Consider the following 23,300-nt stretch of genomic DNA (forward strand, 5'->3'; position numbering starts at 1 on the left):
CTAAAATTAAAACCCCGGACTGCCGTTGTAGGTAATAGCCCATGAACCCAGAGGTTCAGGGGGGAGTCCATGTAGAAGATCAGGCTTTCCGGTCGAAGCGGACTTGCGCAACACTTCCATTGAGGAGTCCCAAGTAAAGTATTATCGGCTCGAGGACGGTCGCTACTGACGAACAGCCCAGGAGGAGCCATTGTAACACACCGCATGCGGTCTGTTTCAAGTTATGCTGGATCCTTCCGAGTGTCAGTCGGCGAAAAAAACGCTAACTGTCAGATACTTTTAACAAAAAAGTTAAAAGCGAGATTGCTTTCCTGCTCGATAAAAAAATAATTGTGGTGCTTTATTAAGAATCGGTGAGTTCGATTTGCTCACTATGTTTTAGAGCCTGATCAATTTTTTGACTCATGTGGCTGAGCCTTTGCTCGATATCTTGCGCTTCATCGCTATCGAGTGTAGGCGTATTGATTAATTCATAGCTTAAGTTCAAAGCCGCCATCACAGCAATCCGATCAAGGCCGAGCACCTTTCCAGCTTCGCGAATTTCTTTCATCCGCTTATCTAAAAAGCTAGCAGCCTGCAAAAGCTTCTGGTGCTCGCTTTCAGGACTGGCGACCTGGAATTCTTTCCCCAAGATTGTAATGTTTATCGGTGTAGCTTTTGGTTTTGCCATATTGTTATAAAAACCTTAAATGCGATCTACATCGACTTCAGTCGAGAGATCATAATATCAATCTGCTTACGTGCAGTTTCATTTTTGCTGTGCAGACGATCACGCTCATTACGCAACTCGTTGATCTGTTGTCGTAACTGATTATTCTCAAGATTGATCTTGTCGAAGCGCGCTAACAAGGCGTTGATCTTATCTTCTAGTTTCTCTAATTGACCTTGTGTCATAGTGAGTTACCCGATTTTGTTAAAGCATACTATAAAGTTTAGCTGCTTTTTGGTCAATGTTTAATCAGCTCTACTTGTGATGCCGCTTGCACCTTTTTACTCAATAAATGCACGGCCAGAGTGTTGGGTTTTAAGTGTATAGCGGGTTAAACTATGGGGCTGCAACCGACTTTACAAGATGAAAAGCGTTTAACTTAATGAATTATTTACAAATTAATGAGTTTTGCCGGAATTTCTTACCAGATTTGTCCGGTGCCGAATTAGCCGGCATGTTGCATGGCTTGGTCGGTCATGGTTTTGTGCCTGAAGCTGGCCGCTGGCCACAGCAAATGAGTGATTTTTTGGCCAATGGAGAAGCGCTGGGTCAACAGGCTGAAGATGAGCTTGAGCAAATTATAGCTTTCACCCAGAAAGATTATCAGCCTGAATCCTTCTCTATCGAATTGTTAATTCCCGACGATGACAGTCCGATTGACCTCCGGGCGCAGGCTCTAGGTGAGTGGTGTCAGGGTTATTTGACTGGTTACGGCTTAATCAAACAGGAAAAAGAGTTGGATGATGCCGCTCAAGAAGCGCTACGCGATATGAGTGAAATCGCCAAGATTGATTTTTCCATTGAAGATGAAAGCTCTGAAGAGTTGGAGTCGGCCTTTGTGACCATCTCTGAGCATGTGAAAATGTCAGCACAGATTATTTTTCAGTCAAATAAGGCTGTTCCGATGGCGCCACAAAATAAAAACATCCACTAGCCTTTCCAGATTAATTTGAACAGACAGGATTCTTGATGCAAGCAATCAACTTTGCCGCACGACGTAAAAAACTGATGCAATGGATGGGCCCTAACTCTATTGCTATCTTGCCCTCCGCGACCGAAAAAGTGCGCAGCCATGATGTGCATTATCCTTTTCGTCAGGATAATGATTTCTGGTATCTGACTGGCTTCAATGAGCCGGAAGCGGTGGCGGTGCTGATTCCGGGACGCAAGCACGGAGAGTTTATTCTGTTTAATCGGGAAAAAGACGTGACCCAGGAAATCTGGCATGGCAAGCGATTGGGGCAGGAAGGAGTTATTGAGCAACTTGGTGCAGATGACGCTTTCCCCATATCTGATATTGATGACATTCTGCCTGGTTTGATGGAAGGCAAGGAACGGATTTACTTTGGCTTCGGCGCCCATCCTGAGTTTGACCAGGATATTATGGACTGGCGCAGTCAGCTGCAATCACAATCGGTTCGCGGCTCTGAACCGCCGGGTGAGCTGGTAGATTTACGCCATCATCTGCACGATATGCGCTTGATAAAATCAGCGGCAGAAATACAGCGTCTACGTCATGCGGCGAAAACAGCGGCCAAAGCACATTGCGAGCTGATGAAGGCCTGCGAGCCAGACAAGACAGAAATGCAGATGGAAGCGGTTTTGCACTATCACTATGTGCAAGGCGGCTGTCGCTATGCAGCCTATCCTTCGATTGTTGCGGGTGGCGATAACGCTAATATTTTGCACTATGTGGAAAACAGCGATGTACTCAACGATGGAGATTTATTGCTGGTGGATGCAGGTTGTGAGTTTGAACATTATGCAGCCGATATTACACGTACCATTCCAATTAATGGGCGATACTCTAAGGAGCAGGCTCAGCTGTACGATCTTGTGCTGGAAGCGCAGTTAGCGGCGATTGAGATGATCAAGCCAGGTAATCACTGGGCGCAAATCCATGACAAAGCAGTGGAAGTGATTACCAAAGGATTGGTTGAGCTGAAAATATTGAAAGGCAATGTCAAAGATTTAATTAAACGCGATGCCCACCGTGAATTCTTTATGCATAAGACGGGTCATTGGATTGGTCTCGATGTGCATGATGTGGGTGATTATCAGGTGCATGGGCAACCACGAGTGCTAGAGCAGGGCATGGTTTTGACCGTTGAACCAGCGATATATATTGGAAAAGATAATACCAAGGCGGCAAAAAAGTGGCGCGGTATTGGTATTCGTATCGAAGACGATGTGGTGGTTACTCGTAATGGCTATGATGTTCTATCGAAAGATGTGCCGAAAGCACGTGACGAGATTGAAGCATTAATGGCGCAAGCCAGACAATAGGAAATCAAGATTTGTGAAAACGTATCCGGTGGTGATTATTGGCGGTGGTATGGCTGGAGCAAGCTTGGCTTTGGCGCTGGCTAATATCGGCATCGAAAATGCCGTATTTGAAGCTTTCGCACCAGAATCAAACGCACAACCGGGCTTCGATGATCGAACGGTAGCGCTATCAGCGGCATCGCTGAATATTTTAAAGAAGCTGGGACTGGAAAAAGACCTCTACTCGGTAGCGGCACCAATCAAGAAGATTCATGTATCCGACCAAGGGCATTGCGGTTTTGCACGAATCGATGGGGAAGAGTGTGGCGTACAAGCCTTAGGTGCGGTGATCGAGAACTGGCAGCTGGGTCAGGCGCTCAATCAGGCTATAAGCAAGCAGTCACTCATTGATTATCAGGCGCCAGCTAAAGTTGTGGATATTCAGCAGTCGGCAGATGAAGCTACCCTGCGCATTGAATTGAGTGATGGTACGGAAGAAGTTAAAGCAGGCTTGGTGGTACTTGCCGATGGCGCCCGTTCGCAATTACGTCAACAGTTACACATTGATGCGCAAATAAATGATTTCCGCAAGTCCGCGGTTGTTTGTAATCTGACAACGCAACTCCCCCATCAAAATTGTGCTTATGAGCGATTTACTCAAGACGGTCCATTGGCCTTGCTACCCTTGACCAAAAACAGAATGGCATTAGTTTGGTCGAAACCGACCAAAGAAGCTCAGTCGTTAGTAGAACTGGATGAAACTGAGTTTGCTAAACAATTAGAAGAGGCTTTCGGTGCCCGCCTTGGCAAGATTACTAAAGTGGGCTCTAGAAAATCTTTTCCACTGATTCAACTGAAAGCTGAAACCCTTTTTCGCGGTCGCTGCGTTTTAATAGGTAACGCAGCTCAGTCTTTGCATCCCATCGCTGGGCAAGGTTTTAATCTGGGCCTGCGTGATGTAGCAGAATTAACCGAGATATTGGCATCCGTAAAAGAGGTTGTTGAAGACAGTGATCAATCTTTGGCGCAGCAACTGGGTGCCTATCAGGTGTTAAGACAATATCAGGAAAAGCGACAGGTAGATCGGGAGCAGACCTTATGGGTGACTGAATCCCTGGCTCGCTTGTTCAGTAATCCCTGGTTGCCCTTGTCAATTTCTAGAAACTTGTTACTAAAAGCGATGGATGTAGCGCCGGTGGCTAAGGGTGTATTTGCCAGTCAGGCCATGGGGTTTGGGTTTAACAACAGTCAAATGGCGAGTCATGAAGAATAAAATCATTATCCTATTGATGTTTGTGTTGGTGGTGTTTCTGGCTGCAATTGCCTGGAAAAGTTTAAGCGCTAATGACGAAAAGCAAAAGGATGAAGGCAACAGTCATCAGCTTGTTACTGATGTAGTGGAACCGAAAGTTGATGATACGCAGAAAATGAACAATGAGGTTGTTCAAAAGCAAAGTGATCTTCTTGCAAAGAGTGTTACCCCAAAGAATGATACTGAGCAAGTTGAATCAGAAGTTAACACGCAAGAAGATGAGCCTGCCGATCTAGAGCTGTGTGACTTAGTAGAAACCTATGACGACTGGCAGAAGAGTTCAACCGGCTACACCTCGCAAAAATTACTCGATGAAGTCCGAGGCTGGGGTGATAAGCATGGCTATTTTGAAATGGAATACAACGGTAATCGAATGGAGATTAAGAAAACTTCAGATTACGACTATTACGAGACTGAAGATTTGCAACAAATGGCTGATGCGGGCGACACTATTGCTAATGTTAAAATGGCCTATCGTTTGTTCCTGCAAGGTGATGAAGCGTCACTAGAACAAGCGCAGCCTTATTGTGAGCGAGCGATAGTTGATGGATATTCAGCGATGCACGGTTGTGTCATTACGTACTTGAGTAACTTGCTCACCCATCATGAAAATCAGGAAGAGCCAGACTTGGAACGAATTAAGGAGTTGCAAGTTGAGTCGCAAGCCTGGAAGGCAATGTATGAATTAAGAAATGATCCACTGGGCGAAATCATGTTTGAGAGTTCAGTGTCAGAAATAGAAGGTGTTGAAATTACAGATGAAGAGGTTGAGCGCAGAACCGAGCAGCTTTATCAAGACTTAGTCAGGAAAAGAGCCAACTTGGGCTTGGGGCCATTTGCAGAAACACAGGCTCCGGATATTATTGTCTATGCAGTGAACAATGGTGTTAATGACGGCGATATTGAGCAATGTTTTGAGAGCAGTTTACTATGAACGGCCACAGTTTGTTGAATAACGCCAAGCGCTCTATAGCGAAAGAATCAGTATGAATAAATGCAGCAAACAAAATTTTGGGAGGATATTAAGCGGACTGATACTTTGTACCGTGTGCGTTTCTGCTTGCGCAAAACATGTTCAACCTGATGAAGAAAATAATGCACAGGTTACCGCTGAGTTGTGCAATGAAGTTGATCGTTATGATGACTGGTCCTTGTATCATGACCAATGGGTTTCAGAAACCTTTGATTATGAGCGCTATCAATGGAAAGCAGGAAAAGGTTATCCAGTAAAAAAATCCCAGTTTTATGAAAAAACTGATTATGACAAGTACTCTACCGAAACTTTAATGCGCTTGGCGCAGGATGGTGATAAAGCTGCCAATTTAGAACTTGCGCAGCGCTACTATTACTTTAGTTCTGGAAACCTAAACAGTGCGGAACCTTTTTGTTACATGGCTGTGGTAGATGGCTTCAGTGCCATGACCAGCTGCATGATCAGTTCTTATGGGGCAAAGCTAGCCAAGGAAATGGCGAAAAATCAGAGCGCGCAATCAGACCGACAGCGGGAGTTGAGACTTATGTTGTTGGGCTGGATTGAGATCAGTAAGGATGTTGATGATATTTTTGCCAAGAGATTTGCAGAGACTTTAAAGCCAGGCTATCAGCGCAATGATATTACTGATGCCATGATCGAAAATGCTGCTCAAGACATTCGACAGAAACTTAAGGTAACACGCAAGAATCGTAAGCCATACAAAGAAACTTTAACCGTTGATGTTGAGCAAAAGATGCCGGAGTTGTGGCGCATTTTGGAGAAAAACAAATTGGAAGAGCAGGTTATTAACGGCTGCATTAATGAGAGTCATTATGCAAAGCAATAATCCAGATTATGATCTGATCATTGTCGGTGGTGGCATGGTGGGTTTAGCTCTGGCTGCCCGTTTGGCGCAAACGAGACTGAAGATCGCCATCATCGATCCAAAACCGGTGCAGATGAGCTGGGATAAGACAGAATATGATTTGCGAGTCAGCGCCATCACCAGAGCCAGCCAGCAGTTACTCGATGGGGTTGGTGCATGGAGCCATATCGAGCAGGATGAAAAAACAGCCTATCGAAGAATGTATGTGTGGGATGGCGAAGCCAGTCGTGGCAAGATTGAGTTTGATGCCAAGTTGTTAGCTGAGCCAAACTTAGGATACATCATCGAAAACCGTGTGCTGCGTCGAAGTCTGTTTCAAGCCATAAAACCTTATCGAAGTATTGATTTTCTATCACCACAAAAATGTACCAGGGTGACCTACCAATCTGAGCAGGCGATTATTGAGCTTGCAGACGGTAAAAGTATTTACGCAAAATTACTGGTTGCTGCTGATGGCGCCATGTCCTGGTTAAGAAAAAACAGCAACATTGATATTCAGCAAAAGCCTTATGGCCATAAAGCCATAGTAGCTACCATTAAAACAGCAAAGTCTCATCAAGATACGGCATGGCAACGCTTTGACCATAATGGCCCCTTAGCCTTCTTACCATTAACCGATGAACATCACTGCTCCATCGTTTGGTCAGTCAAAGGCGATTATGCCGATCAATTGATGGCTTTAAAGGGTAAAGAGTTTTTGCAACGGCTGGAGCAGACGTTTGAAAGCACACTTGGGGAGTGTCTGGAAACCAGCCAGCGAGTGGCTTTCCCTTTAATCGAGCGCACAGCTGAGTGCTTGGTCAAAGATCGAATCGCATTGATCGGCGATGCAGCTCACACCATACATCCTTTGGCAGGCCAAGGCGTTAATTTGGGTTTTAGTGATGTGGAAGAACTGGCGCAGGTAATTGAAAGGAGTAATGGCAAGCAACAGGACATAGGCCTGAAAAGAAACCTGCGTCCCTACGAGCGAGCTCGTAAAGGCGAAATCTTCATGATGCAAAAAGCCATGCAAGGTTTTAAATTATTGTTTGAGCAGCAAATGCCTTTAGTACAAATGAGTCGGAGCTATGGACTGGCGCTAACCAATCAGCATCCATTACTAAAACAACAGCTCATCAAACAGGCTATGGGATTATAAAAGGACATCAGTTAATGTTCGTCGTGATATTTAAAGCAAAAGTTCGTCAGTTCGATGATGAGTACTCACAAACCGCACAACGGATGCGTGAACTGGCGATAAATGAATTCGGCTGCATGGAATTTAATGCCGTCACCGAAGGTGACCTGGAAATTGCACTATCCTACTGGCCTTCAGAAAAACATATTAAAGCTTGGAAACAACATCCCGAACACATCAAAGCACAACAACTCGGCAAACAGCGCTGGTACGAATCCTACTCAGTAGAAATATCAGAAGTTAAGCGTTCTTATAAATCCCAATCAACAGTTTCTTTGGAGAGTGACTGACAAGGAATGCCTTGGGGACAAAGAAAAGAGCGATAATAAAATTAAAGTTTGGTGAGAAGAGGAGAATGTAAGGGGGAACTCTTGATCCACATCATCCCTTACCCCTATAAACCTGAAATAATACGCTTCCCCTATTGCAATACTTAATGATAATAATTATCATTTGCGAACTTCTCACGAATTCTCTAATTGGTGTTATGACTATGATGAAAACATGGCTTACTGGCTTGTCGGCAACTGCATTATTGGTATTAAGCGCTTGTTCGGATGAGTCTGCACAATCAAATGAATCTAAAGCTGACTCTCAATCTCAGGATAAAAAAGAAATTGTGGTGTACACCTCGCGCAAGGAGCACCTGGTTAAGCCTTTCTTTGAGCAATTCACAGCCGAAACCGGCATTGAAATCAATTACATTACCGACAGTGAAGCTGCCTTGATTAGCCGCTTAAAGGCTGAAGGTGAGCGCACACCAGCGGATGTGTTTATGACTGTGGATGCGGGTAACTTGTGGTTGGCAACCGAAGAAGGTGTATTACAGCCTATCGAATCACAAGCATTAGAAGCCGTTATTCCAGATAGTCTGCAAGATCCAGACAATCACTGGTACGGTTTGACCGTACGAGCGCGTACCATGGTTTATAGCACTGAGCGAGTTAACCCCGAAGACTTGAGCACTTATGAGGCCTTGGGTGATGAGCAGTGGAATGGACGTTTGTGTTTGCGTACTTCGAAAAAAGTTTATAACCAGTCATTAGTCGCTATGATGATCGCCCGTTATGGTGAAGAAAAGACACAGCAAATCGTTGAAAGCTGGGTTGCTAATTTAGCCACTGATCCTTTCTCTAATGACACTAAAGTCATGAATGCGATTACCGCAGGTGTTTGTGATGTGGGCATAGTAAATACTTACTACTTTGGTCGCTTGCAGAAAGAAACCCCAGACTTGCCTTTGGCTTTATTCTGGCCTGATCAATCGGAACAAGGTTATGGCGTGCATGTGAATGTTTCGGGTGCTGGAATCACAAAGCATTCTGATAACAAACAAAATGCGTTAAAATTGATTGAGTGGTTGGCTAGCGAACAAGCACAACAGATGTTTGCTGGTTTGAATATGGAATATCCGGCCAATCAGAATGTTGAGCCAACTGAAGAAGTTGCCGCCTGGGGTGAGTTTAAAGCGGACCGCACCAACTTATCCAAAGCCGGTGAATTACAGCCTGCCGCTGTAAAGTTGATGGATCGAGCAGGCTATCGATAAATCAATAAAAGTTAAACATATTGACTGATAATACTGATCAACAGCACTCTCAGAACGCCAGCTCCAAAGGCTGGCGTTTTGGCGTTTTGAAGAAAGTGGATGGCTTTTTGCTATGGGCTATTCTGTTGATTTGTTTATTGCCATTATTGCCACTGCTGTTTTCATGGTTCGATCTTGAGCCGGAGCTGTGGCAACACCTGTGGAATACACAGATTCCGCAACTGTTAAGCAATACCTTCTGGCTAGTGTTGTTAGTGGGCACCGGTAGTTTTCTGATTGGCGTATCGCTGGCCTGGCTGATTGTGATGCATGAATTTCCGGGGCGCTCAATTTTGCAATGGGGATTGATGCTGCCGCTGGCGATCCCTCCTTATATTCTGGCCTTTACCCTGCTTGGTTTTACCGATTACGAGGGGCCTTTGCAGTATGCGCTGGAGTCCGTCGGGCTTGGTATTGCCTGGCTGCCGGATACACGTAATGTGTTTGGGGTAGCCTTAATTTTCACCTTGTCACTTTATCCGTATGTGTATTTGCTGATGCGCAGCGCTTTGCAGCGCAAGGGCCGCACCAGCTATGAAAGTGCCAGAACCTTGGGTTACAGTCGTGCCAAAGCCTTTTGGAGACTGGTGATTCCACTGACACGACCAGCCTGGATTGCCGGGTTAGGTTTGGTCCTGATGGAAACTCTGGCCGATTTTGGTGCAGTAGCGATTTTCAATTTTGATACCTTCACTACGGCTATTTATAAGTCCTGGTATGGTTTTTTCAGTGCCAGCACAGCGGCACAACTGGCCTGTATCTTGCTATTGTTTGTTGCTTTGTCGGTGTTGGTGGAAAAATGGGGGCGCGGCCAAAGTCGTTATGAACAGACCGGTATTGCGCTGAAAGAATATCGCCAACCGCTGACCGGCTTGTGGGGTGTTCTGGTGCAGATATTCGCTTGGGGCGTTTTTGCATTAGGCTTTGTATTGCCTGTTATTCAGTTATTGGTGTGGGCAATTAAAACCTATGAACGACACACCGATGGAACCCTGGTGTTGTTGAGCCATACTATGATTCTGGCAATCGTCGCCGCTTTGATCACTTTAATGGTGGCAGCCATTATGGTGTGGGCTAAGCGTAACAAGGAATCCACTGGCCGAAACTTGGCTATCGAGTTCTCGCAGTTGGGTTATGCGCTGCCGGGTACTGTGTTGGCAGTGGGTATCATGATGGCTCTGAACTGGATTGATGGCGGCATTGCGAGTCTTTTTGGGGTTAAGGGGCAGTGGTTGGCCAGCGGTCTGTTTGCATTGATTCTAGCTTATATCATACGTTTCTTGCGTATCGGCTACGGCCCTGTGGCCAGCTCCATGTCACAAATTAAGCCCAGCGTAGTTGAAGCGGCAGCCAGTCTTGGTGCAAATCAGAAAGAACGATTCTGGCGCGTTTATATTCCGCTGTTACGCCCCGGCGTGTTTACCGCCTTGTTGCTGATATTTGTGGAAGTCATGAAAGAGTTGCCGGCTACCTTGATGTTGCGTCCCTTTGGCTGGGACACTTTAGCGGTGCGCATTTATGAATTAACTTCAGAAGGCGAGTGGGAAGTGGCTGCGCTACCTGCTGTATTGTTGGTGGCTGTCGGAATTCTTCCAGTGATTTACTTGATTCGAAAAAGTGAAGTTTAAACGCAGATTTTTTTTGAAATTGATATCTAAAAAAAATCAGCAGAAGTAAAATATCTTTGTTTAGTTTTATTGAGTATCCCCATCTATGTATAAACTATCTGCTGGCCCCGTGGCCTACAATCTTTCTGTGGAAGCATTGCTTCAAGCAAGCCAATTACCCACTGAAGATTTGCAAGATGTAGATTATCAAAATCATGTTCAATTGTTCACCTTAGAACAGAATGAGCAGATTGTTGGTGTGGTAGGGATTGAGCTGCACGGCAATAGTGGTTTATTGCGCTCATTAGCCATTGCTGAAAGCGAGCGTGGCAATGGCCTGGGTGTTCTGCTGTTGAAACATGCTGAAGAAGCGGCCCAAATCATGGGCCTTAAAGAATTGTTCCTGTTGACCACCACGGCAGCTGACTTTTTTGGCCGAATGGGCTATGAGCTGGCGGATCGAACTAGCGCTCCAGAATCGATTGCTCAGTCAAAACAGTTCGCCGGGATCTGCCCTGCCTCAGCAAGCTTTATGCGCAAACAATTAGCAAACTCTATCAATTCATAAATTAGCCATAATCAAAGGTTATGTCAGCCTATAATTCTAGTGTGGCAGGGTTCTTTTAAACCTTTTTCCCCTGTATAATCGCTGGCCATTAAATGAACGACTGGACACACCTTAATGGCCAACAAAACCTCTCTCTATCAAGCTCATGTCGACGCCAATGCACGCATTGTGGATTTCGGTGGTTGGGATATGCCGCTCAATTATGGTTCTCAAATCGATGAACACCACGCAGTTCGTCAGGACGCAGGCATGTTCGATGTTTCTCACATGACAGTGGTTGAAGTCACAGGTGGTGAAGCTAAAGCCTATTTGCGTTACTTGCTAGCCAATGATGTTGATAAGCTAAAAGTGTCAGGTAAAGCGCTCTATAGCGGCATGTTGAACGAAGAAGCTGGCGTTATCGACGATCTTATCGTTTATTATTTAACAGATACCCACTATCGTGTGGTGGTTAACGCCTCTACTCGTGATAAAGATCTGGCCTGGATGGAAAATGTTGCGCAACAGTTTGACGTAGCGATTGAAGAGCGCGTTGATGTGGCCATGATTGCGGTACAGGGTCCGAATGCGGTTGAGAAAGCGAAAAGTATCATGAGCGATGAGCAAAAGGTTGCTGTCGCGGAATTAAAGCCTTTTGTGGCAGCACAAGCTGGCGACCTGTTTGTGGCGCGTACTGGCTACACGGGCGAAGACGGCTATGAAATTATGGTGCCAGACTCGCAAGCTATCGAATTCTGGAATCAGCTGGTTGAAGCGGGTGTTAAGCCATGTGGCCTGGCAGCACGCGATACCTTGCGCTTAGAAGCCGGTATGAATTTGTATGGTCACGATATGGACGAAAGCGTATCGCCATTAGAAGCTAATATGGGCTGGACCATTGCCTGGGAACCAGAAGACCGAGACTTCGTGGGGCGTAAAGCTCTAGCTGAGCAAAAAGCACAAGGCGCACCACGCAAAATGATTGGTTTGGTATTAGAAGATAAAGGCATCATGCGTGAAGGCCAGGAAGTGGTAGTGAATGATGAGGTTGTCGGCGTGGTCACCTCAGGCACCATGTCACCAACCACTGGCAAGAGTATCGCCATGGCGCGGGTTAATCGTGATCTGAATGAAGAACAAGTCTTGGTTCAGGTGCGTAAAAAGCAGCTCGCAGCCAAGGTGGTTAAGCCCAGCTTCGTGCGTCAGGGCAAGTCACTAATATAGTTTATTCCGTAGACCCAGGCAGCGGTTTCTGCTTGGGCAGACGAAAAGTTTCATATACAATACGCTTACTTTTTGAGCGACAATTGATAGTCAATTAACATCAAGCCGACAGCAGGCTAATCATTGAGGAATGTTTAAATGAGCCAGATTCCAGCAGAACTAAAATATGTATCTAGCCATGAGTGGATCCGTGACGAAGGTGATGGGGTAGTTACCGTCGGTATCACAGACCACGCACAAGAATTATTGGGTGACGTTGTATTCGTTGACGCGCCAGAAGTCGACAGCGAAGTGGATGTAGGTGATGAGATCGCAGTAGTTGAGTCTGTAAAAGCAGCTTCAGACATCTACGCGCCATTAGCGGGCACTATTCTAGAAGTGAATGAAGAGTTAGAAGACTCACCTGAACTGATTAACAGCGATCCTTATGGTGACGGCTGGATGTTCAAGATGAAGCTGGTCGACGCGGATGATATGGATAGCTTGCTATCGGCAGAAGAATACGCTGACGAAATCGCTGAAGACTAATTCAAATTCCTGCTGCGTTGTTAAACGCACTTATTTGTCGGCTGGTTTACGAAACGAAGTTAACAACGCCTCCTAATAAGCACGTTTGCCTTGCGCTAGAAACTTGAATTCAGCTTATTGAGTTATTGTAATTTTAGACCATTGTAGTATTAGTTAGATTTAAGGCCTCGAATCAATATCGGGGCTTTTTCTGTTTTAATTAGTGGCTGATTTTGGCCGTTTAACCAAAGTAGGTATTTGAAAGCTATGGCTGACACATTGAGTTTGAAAGGGGCACCTTTGCAACAACTGCAACAGTCCGATGACTTTATTCGTCGTCACTTAGGCCCTCGTGAGGACGAAATTCAGGAGATGTTACAAGAGCTGAATTTAAGTTCGCTGGATGATTTGGTGGAAAAGGCTGTCCCACTTAAGATTCAAGTTGATGCGCCGCTGGCGGTTGAAGAGTCGCGCTCTGAAGCAGAGACTTTGAAATACCTTAAGTCGTTAGCCGACAAAAATGTTATCGCCAAATCCTACATTGGTATGGGTTATTACGACACCATTACGCCAACTGTCATTTTGCGTAACGTGTTGGAAAATCCAGGCTGGTATACCGCTTATACGCCGTATCAACCTGAGATCGCGCAGGGTCGATTGGAAGCGATTTTGAACTTCCAGCAAATGACCATGGATTTAACCGGTATGGAATTGGCCAGTGCTTCATTGCTGGACGAAGCAACGGCTGCCGCCGAAGCTATGGCTTTGGCTAAACGTTCGTCAAAAAACAAAAAATCCAATAGCTTCTTTGTGGATGAAAAAGTATTTCCACAGACATTAGATGTAGTGCAAACGCGTGCTGAGCATTATGGCTGGGATGTGATCGTTGGCCCTGTGACCGAAGCAACTAACCATGATGTGTTTGGTGCCTTGTTGCAATATACCGATGTTAACGGTCAGGTAACGGACTTAGAGCCAATCATCAGCACATTGCATGATAACAAAGCAATTGCCTGTGTTGGCGCCGACATTATGAGTCTTGTGTTGTTGAAAGCACCGGGCGAAATGGGTGCTGATGTAGTTTTCGGTTCAGCGCAACGTTTTGGTGTGCCAATGGGCTTCGGTGGTCCTCACGCGGCCTTCTTTGCGACTCGTGATGCATTCAAGCGCTCACTACCTGGTCGTATTATTGGTGTGTCAGTGGATACTCGTGGCAACCAGGCCATGCGCATGGCGATGCAAACTCGTGAACAGCATATTCGCCGTGAAAAAGCGACTTCTAATATTTGTACTGCTCAGGTTTTACTAGCCAATATTGCTGGTTTCTACGCGGTGTATCACGGCAAGAAAGGCTTAACTACTATTGCTAATCGTATTCACCGCTATGCCACCATTGTAGCGAAAGCGTTGCAAAATGCAGGCTTAGAGCTGGTTAACGATAGCTGGTTCGACACGGTTACTTTTAAAGCGAAAGATGTGGATACGATCCAGGCACGCGCTAAAGCAGCTTTAATTAACTTGCGTTATAAGGGTGACCAAGTCAGCTTCTCAATTGACGAAGCGAAAAACCAAAACGACATTGAAGAGCTGATTGAAGTATTAACTGGCGATAAAACCGATGTGCTGGCTTTGGATCAAGAATCTAACAGCAGCATTCCTACTAACCTTGAGCGCGCTACAGATTTCTTAACGCACCCTACCTTTAATGATTTCTATTCTGAAACGGATATGTTGCGTTATCTAAAGCGTCTGGAAAATAAAGATTTTTCATTGGCGCACGGCATGATTCCATTGGGTTCCTGTACCATGAAATTGAATGCCACCAGCGAAATGATTCCTGTAACCTGGCCTGAGTTTGCCAATATCCATCCGTTTGCACCGGAAGAGCAAACCGTTGGTTATCTCGACATGATCAAAGAGCTGGAAGCTGACCTGGTTGAGATTACTGGTTATGACTTTGTTTCGATGCAACCCAACTCAGGTGCGCAGGGTGAATATGCGGGCTTATTGGCGATTAAAAAATATTTTGAAAGCATTGGTGAAGATCACCGCAATATCTGCCTAATTCCAAGTTCAGCACACGGCACCAATCCTGCATCAGCACAGATGGCCGGCATGAAAGTGGTTATCGTTAAGTGTGATGAAAAAGGTAACGTAGACGTTGAAGATCTGGAAGCCAAAGCGGTTGAGTTAAAAGATAACTTGGCGGCACTGATGGTTACTTATCCGTCAACGCATGGTGTGTTTGAGGAAGAAATTAAGCACATCTGTCAGATCGTTCATGATAACGGCGGTCAGGTCTATATGGACGGCGCCAATATGAATGCGCAGGTAGGAATTTCGAAGCCGGGTGAAATTGGTTCTGATGTATCACACTTGAATCTACACAAAACATTCGCCATTCCACATGGTGGCGGTGGCCCTGGCATGGGACCAATTGGTGTTAAAAAGCATTTGGCTCCATTCGTATCAGGCCATGCTGTACGAAAAGTTCATAGCGTTGAGGCGCGTGATGGTGCAGTTTCAGCAGCACCTTACGGTAGTGGCATGATTCTGCCGATTTCGTGGGCCTATATCAAAATGCTGGGTCGTGAAGGGTTGCGTAAATCAACCGAAGTGGCTTTGCTGAATGCTAACTACCTGAAAAACAAACTGGCTCCGCATTACACAGTGTTATACATGGGGCGTAACGACAAGGTTGCGCACGAGTGCATCATCGACTTGCGTCAGATTAAAGCCGAAACTGGTATCAGTGAAGTGGATTTCGCTAAACGCTTGATGGATTATGGCTTCCACGCACCAACCATGAGTTTCCCAGTAGCCGGTACCTTCATGATTGAGCCAACAGAAAGTGAATCAAAATACGAGTTGGATAGATTCATTAATGCGATGGTCAGTATTCGCCAGGAAGTTGAGAAAGTTCGTTCAGGCGAATGGGAAGCGGAAAACAATCCATTGAAAAATGCACCGCATACCCAATCGGATATCCGTAACTGGGATAAGCCTTACTCAATCACTGAAGCGGTTTATCCTTCACCATCAACCATCGAATCGAAGTTCTGGCCAACGGTCAATCGCATCGATGATGTTTATGGTGACCGTAACCTGATTTGTAGCTGCCCAAGCATTGAAAGTTATCAGGAACAAGACTAATCGGAAAGGAAAAAGCCAGCGTTTGCTGGCTTTTTTGTAGCTGATCGTTTATACAAGAGAAGCTTAACTATAAATAACAGGAGGGAGTAATGTCTAAGAAAAAACTAGAAGAATTTATTATTAAGTTATCCGAAGATAGCCAACTCAACCAGTCTTACCTTGAGAATCCGCAAGCGGTAATGGAACAGATGGGACTTGAGCAGACAGAAATTAAAGCCATTCTTTCGGGTGATCAAAAGCAGGTGCAAAAAATCATTGGCGAGAAAGCACATCTCATCACCATTATTAAAATGATGAAAGATTAACAAGTGACGAGTAAAGCGGGACAATTTGTTGCCGTAAGTACCGGTATGTTGCTGGCGGGACATATTTCAGTACGTGCACGCAGTTATCTAGAACATGCTGATGTTATCTTTTGCTTGGTACCCCATTCATTAATTGAAACCTGGCTTATACAGATAAACGCAAATGTGATCAGTCTGCAAGGGTTGTATGCCGAAGGCAAACATCGCATGGATACTTATGAAGAAATGGTAGCCATGATGATGGGCGAAGTCAGAGCTGGTAAAAATGTCTGCGGAGCTTTTTATGGCCATGCCGGAGTATTTGCCTGGGCACCTCATGAAACAGTAAGGCAAGCGCGCAGTGAAGGCTATCTTGCACATATGGAGCCAGGCATTTCAGCTGAGGCCTGTTTATATGCCGACTTGAGTATTGATCCTGGCACAAGAGGGCTGCAACACTTTGAAGCTACTCAGTTTTTACTTTATGACCATATACCCAATAACAGGGGATATCTAGTGTTGTGGCAGATAGGTTTGGTCGGAGAACATACCGCAACCAGCCTCAGCACCAACGAAAGCTGGGTCAAAATATTTATTGAGCATATGCTGCAATGGTATTCGGCCGAGCATTCAGTAATTATTTATGAGGCAGCAATATTACCAGTTGAGGGAGTCAGACAGGATACTATCCCACTGAAAGACTTGTATAAACAAAAACTTAAGCTGCATTCGACTTTAGTCGTGCCTCCAGCGGAGGAACTTAAACCAAACCAGAGAGTACTTGAACTGTTAGCAATTGAGGAACAAGATATTGCTAAGAGGGTGGTCAATAGTTAACCAATCTACAAATTCTGATATCATATGGACATGAAAATATATCTAGCAACAACAATATGTACACTTTTTATTTCGCCCTTGGATGCTAAGTCTATCGGTGATGACATTGATTATTACAGTCAATTAAAAAGTATAGAATCAGTCAGGCTGAATGATATCGAAAATGCAAGTAATCAACTAGATGAAATTAGTCAGTTTGATTCAGAATTTAATGAGGCCGAGAAAGATCTATACTTGTTGCTATTAGCGCATTCAAAAGCAATGCAATCCGATTATGAGGGAGCAAAGGAACTGCTGACGACTCTAACCTTAAATAGTAACTCTATAGATATTCGGTCAAGAGCATATTCTATACTGGCAGTCATCCAAAATATTCAAGGAAATGATATAGATGCTTTTGTTGCATTAGACAATTCGTTAAGTCAATTATCGGAAGTTAACGACCCAATATACCGCCTAGATATATTGCAGAATGCAGTAGGAGTTTATAAAGAAGCAGAGTTAATTGAATTTGCTTTAGAATTATCAAGAAGACATCTAACCGAAGCAATTAGAAGTAATAAAAATGAACCTTTGTGCCATGCCAATTATGAACTTGCTTCAATTGAAATAATGGCACAAAAAACAAAAATAGCGGAAGAAAGATTAAAATCAACAAGACAACACTGTAAAGAGTCACGCCAGCGCTTGGTCTTGCTTGAAATTGATGCCAGTTTAGCGCAAATCGCAATGATTAATAAGCGATATGATAAGGCTGAGAAAATCATGGAAGAAAAGTATAAAGATATAACGCATTATGATTGGGAAGTTCTAACTTCAAGAGCAAATATTATTTATTCTGAAATCTACCTTGTTAAAAACAGACTAAATGAGGCAGAAAAATATGCCACAAAAGCCTACAAGATAGCAAAGGGAATTCAGGATAAAAAGCGTACTTTGGAAGCTTCGGCTGTGTTGGCCAAAATCTATTCAGAAATGAAAAATAACGAAAAAGCTATAAAGTATTATAAGGAATATATGGAATTGAATAACGAGTTAAGAACTAAGGTGCGCAAAAGGAAATTGGCATTCCAGTCTACAAGAGAAACAGAGAATCTAACCCTTAGAACAAGGGCGAATGGAAGGTAATTAAGGATGAAGGTATTATTATTAAGAAGTTTGAAAACACTATTGTTATGTTTGCTTGTACTATTTAACAATCCATCAAAAGGCAATGAACAAGAAGCTATCAACTATGATAAGCAGTTAGAAGCGCTAGAATTTATAAAAACATCAAATCCACAACGTGCAAGAGAAATGTTGAGGGAACTAGAAAGTTCATTATCTGAACTAAGTGATGAACAGAAAGACTTATACAAACTCTATTTTGCACATTCACTAGCAATAATGGGTGAGTATGACCAGTCACAAAGAGAGCTTGAGAATTTAACACTAACTGCAACAACAATTGATCTTAAAGCAAGAGCACATTCTTTATTATCGAATATCTATTTATTTGAAGGAGAATATAAGGATGCATTTGTGCACTCCGCCCGTTCACTGGAAAATTTAGCAAGTCTCGATGAAAAAAAATTACACAAATTTGCGGTGCTTCAAAATGCTTCGAGTCTTTACAAACAATCTGGATTGTTGTCAAAGGCTATGGAGTATAGTCGGCAAATGCTGAGCATTGCTGAAAAGCAAAAAGATGTATTGAAGCTATGCGTTGGTAACTATGAGATGGCCAGCTGGGAAGTAGAGAAAAGCTCAGTTGAAATTGCAGACTTAAGATTGAAGTCTGCTGAGGACTACTGTGATAAAACTGGAGATGATATTTTTAAGGTTTTAGTTGCAGAGCGTAGAGCAGAGTATTATTTACTTATAGAAAACCAAGATTCAGCAATCAATATTTTAAAAGCATGGGAAGAGAGAGTTAAGGAAATAGACTATAAGAGTCTTAGTAATCTCTATGAAATTAAACTATCAGAAGCATATTTAGCGGCAGAAAAAATTGATGAGGCACTCGTTTATGCCAATTCCGCCTATGAAAGAACTAAAAAATATAATGATTCCACGCGCCTTATGGAGGCCTGTAAACTTTTAGCAAGCATATATTCAGAACTAAACGATTTAGAAAAGTCTGTTGAGTATTATCAAGAGTATATGCAGCTAGAGAAGCAATTAGAGATTATTACTAATCAGAGAAAATTAGCCTATTACATGGCTAGTGTTCAAAGTGATTAACATGACACACAACCAACACAATAACGCAGCAAAGAGACTGGTTAATAATTTGCAGTTGAAAAAGTGTGAATCATGAAGAGTATAGGCTTAATAACCATTATTTTTAGTTTTTTAACTATAACAGTATCTAATGCACAAAATTATGATTCCATACTCGAAAGTATAGAAATAAATAAAACTTCAAATGTTGACTTGGCAAAAGAAAGTATTGCTCTTTTAGAAGCGAACTACAATAAATTAAGCTTAGAGCAAAAGGAGTTAACAATTTTTTTCAAAGGGCATGCTTTAGCACTTGAAGGTAAGTTTGATGATTCAACACAGCAGCTTGAAGAGTTAATTCGTAGCTCTAAGTATGAAACACTTGTTACTCGATCCCATGCATTAGTTTCGAATATCTATTTATTTGCAGGTGATTATGAGCAGGCGTACCAGCATGCGTCTGATGCGACAGATGGTCTGGAGTCTATGGATTACCATCCATGGCATAAGTATGCAGCATTACAGAATTTAACCAGCTTATATAGACAGTCAGGAATGACAAATACGGCTATTGGTTATGCACGACAAATGCTTAAGGTTGTCAGTCAGAATAAGCATCCATTACAACTATGCGGTAGTTATTTTGAGTTGGCAGATTTAGAGTTGAGCATAAAAAATGTCGATATGGCGCGCATTCACAGCGAAGAAGCTATGCTTCATTGTACAGAGGCTAATGATCCTATTTATTACACACTGGCTTTAGACTTGCAAACAAAGTTAATGGCTCAGTCTAACAAAAGTGATAAAGCGTTAGAATTACTCAAGGAGCACTACCCTGTAGTAATGTCAGTTGACTATAAAACGATGACCAATGTTTTTGAAATTAGACTTGCTTCAACTTATCTTGAGTTAAAAGATTTTACAAATGCTAAGAATATTGCAGAATTAGCTTACCATAGAGCAGAAGAGCTAAACGATAAAGTACGTTTAATGGAGCTTTCACAGATCTTGGCGAGTGTTTATTCTGAAACCGGAGAGTTAAAGAAAGCCGTTGAGTATTATCATCAATATATCCAACTAGAAAAAGAAATAGATATTATGACCAACAAACGCAAAATGGCGTATTACCTGGTTAGTCGCAGGAAGTAGTTAAATCTTTATTAGCTAAAATTGTTTTCCAGAATTTGTCGAGTAAACGATGGCCTTAAATAAAACCCTCTTGGCAATGTTTTAATCATCTCTCCATCCGGTCCTATTGCTTCAGTTAATGCCTTTGCGTTGGCTGCTTTGGGTCGAACCTGCATCACTTCTCCATAACGCGCGTCTATCTGTTCAATTTGACCCATTGCCACTGTTTCAATAGCATCTTCAAAATCTTTTCTAAGTAAGTTTTCCTGGCGTGATGTTGGTTGCCAGATAAATGGCATGGCTACTTGTCGTTTTTCAACTGGAATTGTTCGTTCAGCAAGAATGGGAATCCATAATACCTGCATTAATTTATGACGCACTACTGAGTTGTGCCAGTTCAGGCCATGGAGATCTTTTAAGGGTACAACGCTGACATAGGTCGATTCGAGCGGACGGCCTGCGCTGTCGATAGGAAGAGTTTTTAGTTCGATTCCGAGTTCAAGAAAGTCGGGTTGGGCCAGCGAACCTGAAGTGGCGCCAAGCAGATATTCAAAGAATTGACCTATACGCCCTTTCTCACGAAGCAGGTGTTGCGGTAACTCGGATTGATATTGCATCGCCAGCTCGCCGAGGGTAAAACCTGCCAGAGATTGAGCTTTGTCGAGTAGCTCTTGCTTCGTTGCGTAAGTCTGCTGTGTCATAGGCGGTATAATTTTTTATTGTCGAAAATCTAAGTCTGTGGAACAATGATAACAAAGTTTTATGATTTGGATAGATCGATGATCGACGCAGAAGGCTTTAGAGCTAACGTCGGCATCATCATTTGTAATGATCAGGGCCAGTTGCTCTGGACACGCCGCTTCGGACAAACATCATGGCAGTTCCCTCAAGGAGGAGTGCATCCCGGCGAAAGCGCGGAACAGACCATGTACCGAGAATTACACGAAGAAGTCGGCCTTGAAAAAGATGATGTCCGTATTCTAGGGAGTACGCAGCATTGGTATAAATACCGATTGCCCCAGCGTTTAATAAGACAAAATTCACAACCATTGTGTCTTGGACAAAAACAAAAGTGGTTCTTACTCCAGCTGTTGGCTGATGAGAGTAAAATCGACTTTGCTGCCACCGACCACCCGGAGTTTGATGGCTTTATCTGGGTTAACTATTGGTATCCAGTGCGTAATGTGGTGAATTTCAAGCGTGATGTTTATCGCGCGGCCTTGTCTGAACTGATGGGCAGCATGTTCCGCTTTCAGTTTAAGGGTAAGCCCTCAAAGCACTATAAGTCAGAGAAAAATGACACCAATCAACGTGGTGTAACCCCGCCCAGCGAGGAATCAAGATCTCGCCCTAACCATCAGAATCGTAATGATGGGGGAAATAAGCAGGGTAAACGAAAACGCCGCCCGCGCCATCCGTATCGTGGCAATAAAGACCAACAGAGCAGCTAATCAGCTGCTCTTTTTTTGCCTGCATGTTTATTCTGGGATATTGCCAGCAGTAGAGTATGGATCGTTGGCATAGCACAAAATAAGCACAAAAGTACGGTTAAATAAAAAGCTATGGCGTTGTTTACATAGAACATCAGTGTCAGGATAACGACCGTACAAGCAAAATAGCCAATAAAATAAGCAGTGTGAGGGGGGCGGTAGTGAGTGTTAAAGAGGACAACACTAAGGGGTAGCATAAAAGCACAGGCCAGAATCAACCCAAACGAAATAATTATCAGAAGATCCTCCATCAAAGAGGAGCTGGAGCCGCCACATGCAAAGGAATTGAAGCTAAAAGATAATAAACAGATAAAAATAGTAAGTTTGGTAAACATAAAACCTCCTTCTTAAAGCTCGTATTAGACGCTGAAAAAAGGAGGTTTTAATGGCTGAAATATGATGAATTGTGGTTGTCTAGTTTTAAAAAGCCGAGTTCTTTTGATAGGCCAATAGCATGTTATTGGCAGGCATTTCATGGCGCTGTATCAGCGAAAAGCCGTTATGGCGTGCCACACGATTCATATCATCATAATCGCGCAGACCGCTTTCGGGATCTCGTTCCTTTAAGGAGGCATCAAACGCTTTGTTGGATTCTGAGGTGTATTCTCCGTTGACGTTGAATGGCCCATAGATCAACAGGTGGCCGCCGGGCTTTAATACGCGGCTAGCGCCCTGGAACATATCGCGCACCCGTTCCCAGGACATGATATGGCAGGTGTTGGCGGTGAAGATGGCATCGGCCTGATTGACCGGCCAGACTGCTTGCGCTACATCCAGTGTGCGTGGTTTACGGAGATTAGGCAGCTCACTTGATTCAACCCAGGCCATGATAGAGGGATGGTTTTCGCGGAGATCGCTAGTGTGCCAGGTCAGGTGAGGCATGGCCCCAGCGAACCAGGCTGCGTGTTGACCAGTGCCAGAGCCAATCTCCAGCACCTCATTGCTGTGCTGCAAATAGGGCTTGATAGCATCCAGAATCGGCCCTTTGTTGCGCTCACACGCTTCGCTAAATTGGCGCATTGTTAATCCTTAATCATATCAAATGGTGTTGTAATTATAGTAACCGATGACTCTAAACTGGAACAAGCTACCGATTAGCAAATGTAAGCTGTTATAGAGAGGTGAAAACGAGAATTTATAGAGTCAGAAACGTAGGGTTTGATTTCGAGGACGAGACAAAAAGTGATGAGAAGCTAGGAGTTTACCTTTTGTTAGTGTCCGGTTTTAATCTAAGTAGGGGGCGACTCATTAGTCGGTCATACCAGAAATATTGGTAATACAGATAACTATTTAATATGAGGATTTTTCTTGAGAGTGCGCGGCACGTTCACCGCGCATCAACAAAGCGTATTTCATAAATTATAAAATGAGGATTTTGCAGCCAGTTGCAGTACAGCTATTGGGCGAA

23 protein-coding genes, 1 other RNA gene and 1 pseudogene are annotated in these 23,300 nt (G+C 43.8%); 19 read left to right on the forward strand and 6 right to left on the reverse strand.

Translation table 11 applies throughout. The annotated features are described in order from the left end of the window. Positions 1-7: 7 nt before the first annotated feature. The 3 genes from ssrS to zapB all read right to left on the reverse strand — a co-directional run bounded on the left by ssrS (position 8) and on the right by zapB (position 894). Positions 8-187: non-coding RNA, 6S RNA (gene ssrS, locus ACN0VI_RS02600), on the reverse strand. Between the two features lie 156 nt (positions 188-343). After that, the gene (locus ACN0VI_RS02605; protein WP_417445684.1) at positions 344-670 is read right to left on the reverse strand and encodes a cell division protein ZapA; all 327 of its coding nucleotides are present in this window, start codon (positions 668-670) and stop codon (positions 344-346) included. A 26-nt stretch (positions 671-696) separates the two neighbouring features. Beyond that, a complete protein-coding gene (zapB, locus tag ACN0VI_RS02610; RefSeq protein ID WP_331891879.1) occupies positions 697-894 on the reverse strand; it encodes a cell division protein ZapB in 198 nt (65 codons plus the stop codon). A gap of 197 nt (positions 895-1,091) precedes the next feature. Here zapB and ACN0VI_RS02615 point away from each other — a divergent pair, with 197 nt between their 5' ends. The 18 genes from ACN0VI_RS02615 (at position 1,092) to ACN0VI_RS02700 (ending at position 20,423) form a co-directional block, all read left to right on the forward strand. After that, positions 1,092-1,643, forward strand: a complete 552-nt coding sequence (locus tag ACN0VI_RS02615; protein WP_331891880.1) for a UPF0149 family protein — start codon at positions 1,092-1,094, stop codon at positions 1,641-1,643. Positions 1,644-1,678: 35 nt separating this feature from the next. After that, on the forward strand, positions 1,679-2,995 hold the full coding sequence (gene pepP, locus ACN0VI_RS02620) for a Xaa-Pro aminopeptidase (RefSeq protein WP_331891881.1): 1,317 nt from the start codon (positions 1,679-1,681) through the stop codon (positions 2,993-2,995). A 13-nt stretch (positions 2,996-3,008) separates the two neighbouring features. Next, the gene (gene ubiH / locus ACN0VI_RS02625; protein WP_417445685.1) at positions 3,009-4,247 is read left to right on the forward strand and encodes a 2-octaprenyl-6-methoxyphenyl hydroxylase; all 1,239 of its coding nucleotides are present in this window, start codon (positions 3,009-3,011) and stop codon (positions 4,245-4,247) included. Continuing rightward, the gene (locus tag ACN0VI_RS02630) at positions 4,237-5,220 is read left to right on the forward strand and encodes a hypothetical protein (protein WP_417445686.1); all 984 of its coding nucleotides are present in this window, start codon (positions 4,237-4,239) and stop codon (positions 5,218-5,220) included. The genes ubiH and ACN0VI_RS02630 overlap by 11 nt, the downstream gene beginning before the upstream one ends. A 52-nt stretch (positions 5,221-5,272) precedes the next feature. Further along, on the forward strand, positions 5,273-6,106 hold the full coding sequence (locus tag ACN0VI_RS02635; protein ID WP_417445687.1) for a hypothetical protein: 834 nt from the start codon (positions 5,273-5,275) through the stop codon (positions 6,104-6,106). Then, on the forward strand, positions 6,093-7,286 hold the full coding sequence (locus tag ACN0VI_RS02640; RefSeq protein WP_417445688.1) for a UbiH/UbiF/VisC/COQ6 family ubiquinone biosynthesis hydroxylase: 1,194 nt from the start codon (positions 6,093-6,095) through the stop codon (positions 7,284-7,286). Before ACN0VI_RS02635 ends, ACN0VI_RS02640 begins: the two co-directional genes overlap by 14 nt. Before the next feature lie 14 nt (positions 7,287-7,300). Continuing rightward, positions 7,301-7,615: an antibiotic biosynthesis monooxygenase family protein gene (locus ACN0VI_RS02645; protein WP_417445689.1), complete on the forward strand. Its 315-nt coding sequence runs from the start codon at positions 7,301-7,303 to the stop codon at positions 7,613-7,615. Between the two features lie 203 nt (positions 7,616-7,818). Then, a complete protein-coding gene (locus ACN0VI_RS02650; RefSeq protein WP_417445690.1) occupies positions 7,819-8,874 on the forward strand; it encodes a Fe(3+) ABC transporter substrate-binding protein in 1,056 nt (351 codons plus the stop codon). A gap of 95 nt (positions 8,875-8,969) precedes the next feature. Continuing rightward, positions 8,970-10,541, forward strand: a complete 1,572-nt coding sequence (locus tag ACN0VI_RS02655) for an ABC transporter permease (protein ID WP_417446561.1) — start codon at positions 8,970-8,972, stop codon at positions 10,539-10,541. An 85-nt stretch (positions 10,542-10,626) separates the two neighbouring features. Continuing rightward, complete coding sequence (gene arsN2 / locus ACN0VI_RS02660; RefSeq protein WP_417445691.1) at positions 10,627-11,088, forward strand: arsenic resistance N-acetyltransferase ArsN2; 462 nt, start codon at positions 10,627-10,629, stop codon at positions 11,086-11,088. 114 nt (positions 11,089-11,202) lie between these two features. Continuing rightward, entirely contained in the window at positions 11,203-12,291 is a 1,089-nt protein-coding gene (gene gcvT, locus ACN0VI_RS02665; RefSeq protein ID WP_417445692.1) for a glycine cleavage system aminomethyltransferase GcvT, read from the forward strand. A 138-nt stretch (positions 12,292-12,429) separates the two neighbouring features. Beyond that, entirely contained in the window at positions 12,430-12,819 is a 390-nt protein-coding gene (gcvH, locus tag ACN0VI_RS02670; RefSeq protein ID WP_417445693.1) for a glycine cleavage system protein GcvH, read from the forward strand. Between the two features lie 246 nt (positions 12,820-13,065). Further along, entirely contained in the window at positions 13,066-15,951 is a 2,886-nt protein-coding gene (gene gcvP / locus ACN0VI_RS02675) for an aminomethyl-transferring glycine dehydrogenase (protein ID WP_417445694.1), read from the forward strand. Between the two features lie 89 nt (positions 15,952-16,040). Then, positions 16,041-16,256, forward strand: coding sequence for a hypothetical protein (locus ACN0VI_RS02680; RefSeq protein ID WP_417445695.1), 216 nt, complete (start codon positions 16,041-16,043; stop codon positions 16,254-16,256). Between the two features lie 3 nt (positions 16,257-16,259). Beyond that, a complete protein-coding gene (locus ACN0VI_RS02685) occupies positions 16,260-17,072 on the forward strand; it encodes an SAM-dependent methyltransferase (RefSeq protein WP_417445696.1) in 813 nt (270 codons plus the stop codon). 30 nt (positions 17,073-17,102) lie between these two features. Further along, positions 17,103-18,200, forward strand: coding sequence for a tetratricopeptide repeat protein (locus ACN0VI_RS02690; protein ID WP_417445697.1), 1,098 nt, complete (start codon positions 17,103-17,105; stop codon positions 18,198-18,200). Positions 18,201-18,206: 6 nt separating this feature from the next. Beyond that, positions 18,207-19,295, forward strand: coding sequence for a tetratricopeptide repeat protein (locus tag ACN0VI_RS02695; protein ID WP_417445698.1), 1,089 nt, complete (start codon positions 18,207-18,209; stop codon positions 19,293-19,295). A 72-nt stretch (positions 19,296-19,367) separates the two neighbouring features. Further along, positions 19,368-20,423, forward strand: a complete 1,056-nt coding sequence (locus ACN0VI_RS02700) for a tetratricopeptide repeat protein (RefSeq protein WP_417445699.1) — start codon at positions 19,368-19,370, stop codon at positions 20,421-20,423. 11 nt (positions 20,424-20,434) lie between these two features. Here the strand turns inward: ACN0VI_RS02700 and mutH are convergent, their stop codons facing one another. Further along, a complete protein-coding gene (gene mutH, locus ACN0VI_RS02705; protein ID WP_417445700.1) occupies positions 20,435-21,103 on the reverse strand; it encodes a DNA mismatch repair endonuclease MutH in 669 nt (222 codons plus the stop codon). A 78-nt stretch (positions 21,104-21,181) separates the two neighbouring features. On the opposite strand from mutH, the pseudogene rppH reads away from it, so the two are divergent. Beyond that, positions 21,182-21,658 (forward strand): annotated as a pseudogene (gene rppH / locus ACN0VI_RS02710) (RNA pyrophosphohydrolase); the annotation flags it as partial. Positions 21,659-21,849: 191 nt separating this feature from the next. Here rppH and ACN0VI_RS02715 read toward each other — a convergent pair. Together ACN0VI_RS02715 and ACN0VI_RS02720 are read right to left on the reverse strand one after the other, a co-directional pair. Further along, on the reverse strand, positions 21,850-22,227 hold the full coding sequence (locus ACN0VI_RS02715) for a hypothetical protein (protein WP_331891050.1): 378 nt from the start codon (positions 22,225-22,227) through the stop codon (positions 21,850-21,852). A gap of 85 nt (positions 22,228-22,312) precedes the next feature. After that, positions 22,313-22,912 carry a DUF938 domain-containing protein gene (locus ACN0VI_RS02720; protein ID WP_331891051.1) on the reverse strand — a complete coding sequence of 200 codons (600 nt, stop codon included), beginning with the start codon at positions 22,910-22,912 and terminating at the stop codon, positions 22,313-22,315. Positions 22,913-23,300: the final 388 nt, after the last annotated feature.

It is taken from the genome of Kangiella sp. (genome assembly GCF_048265365.1).
Classification (GTDB): Bacteria; Pseudomonadota; Gammaproteobacteria; order Enterobacterales; family Kangiellaceae; genus Kangiella.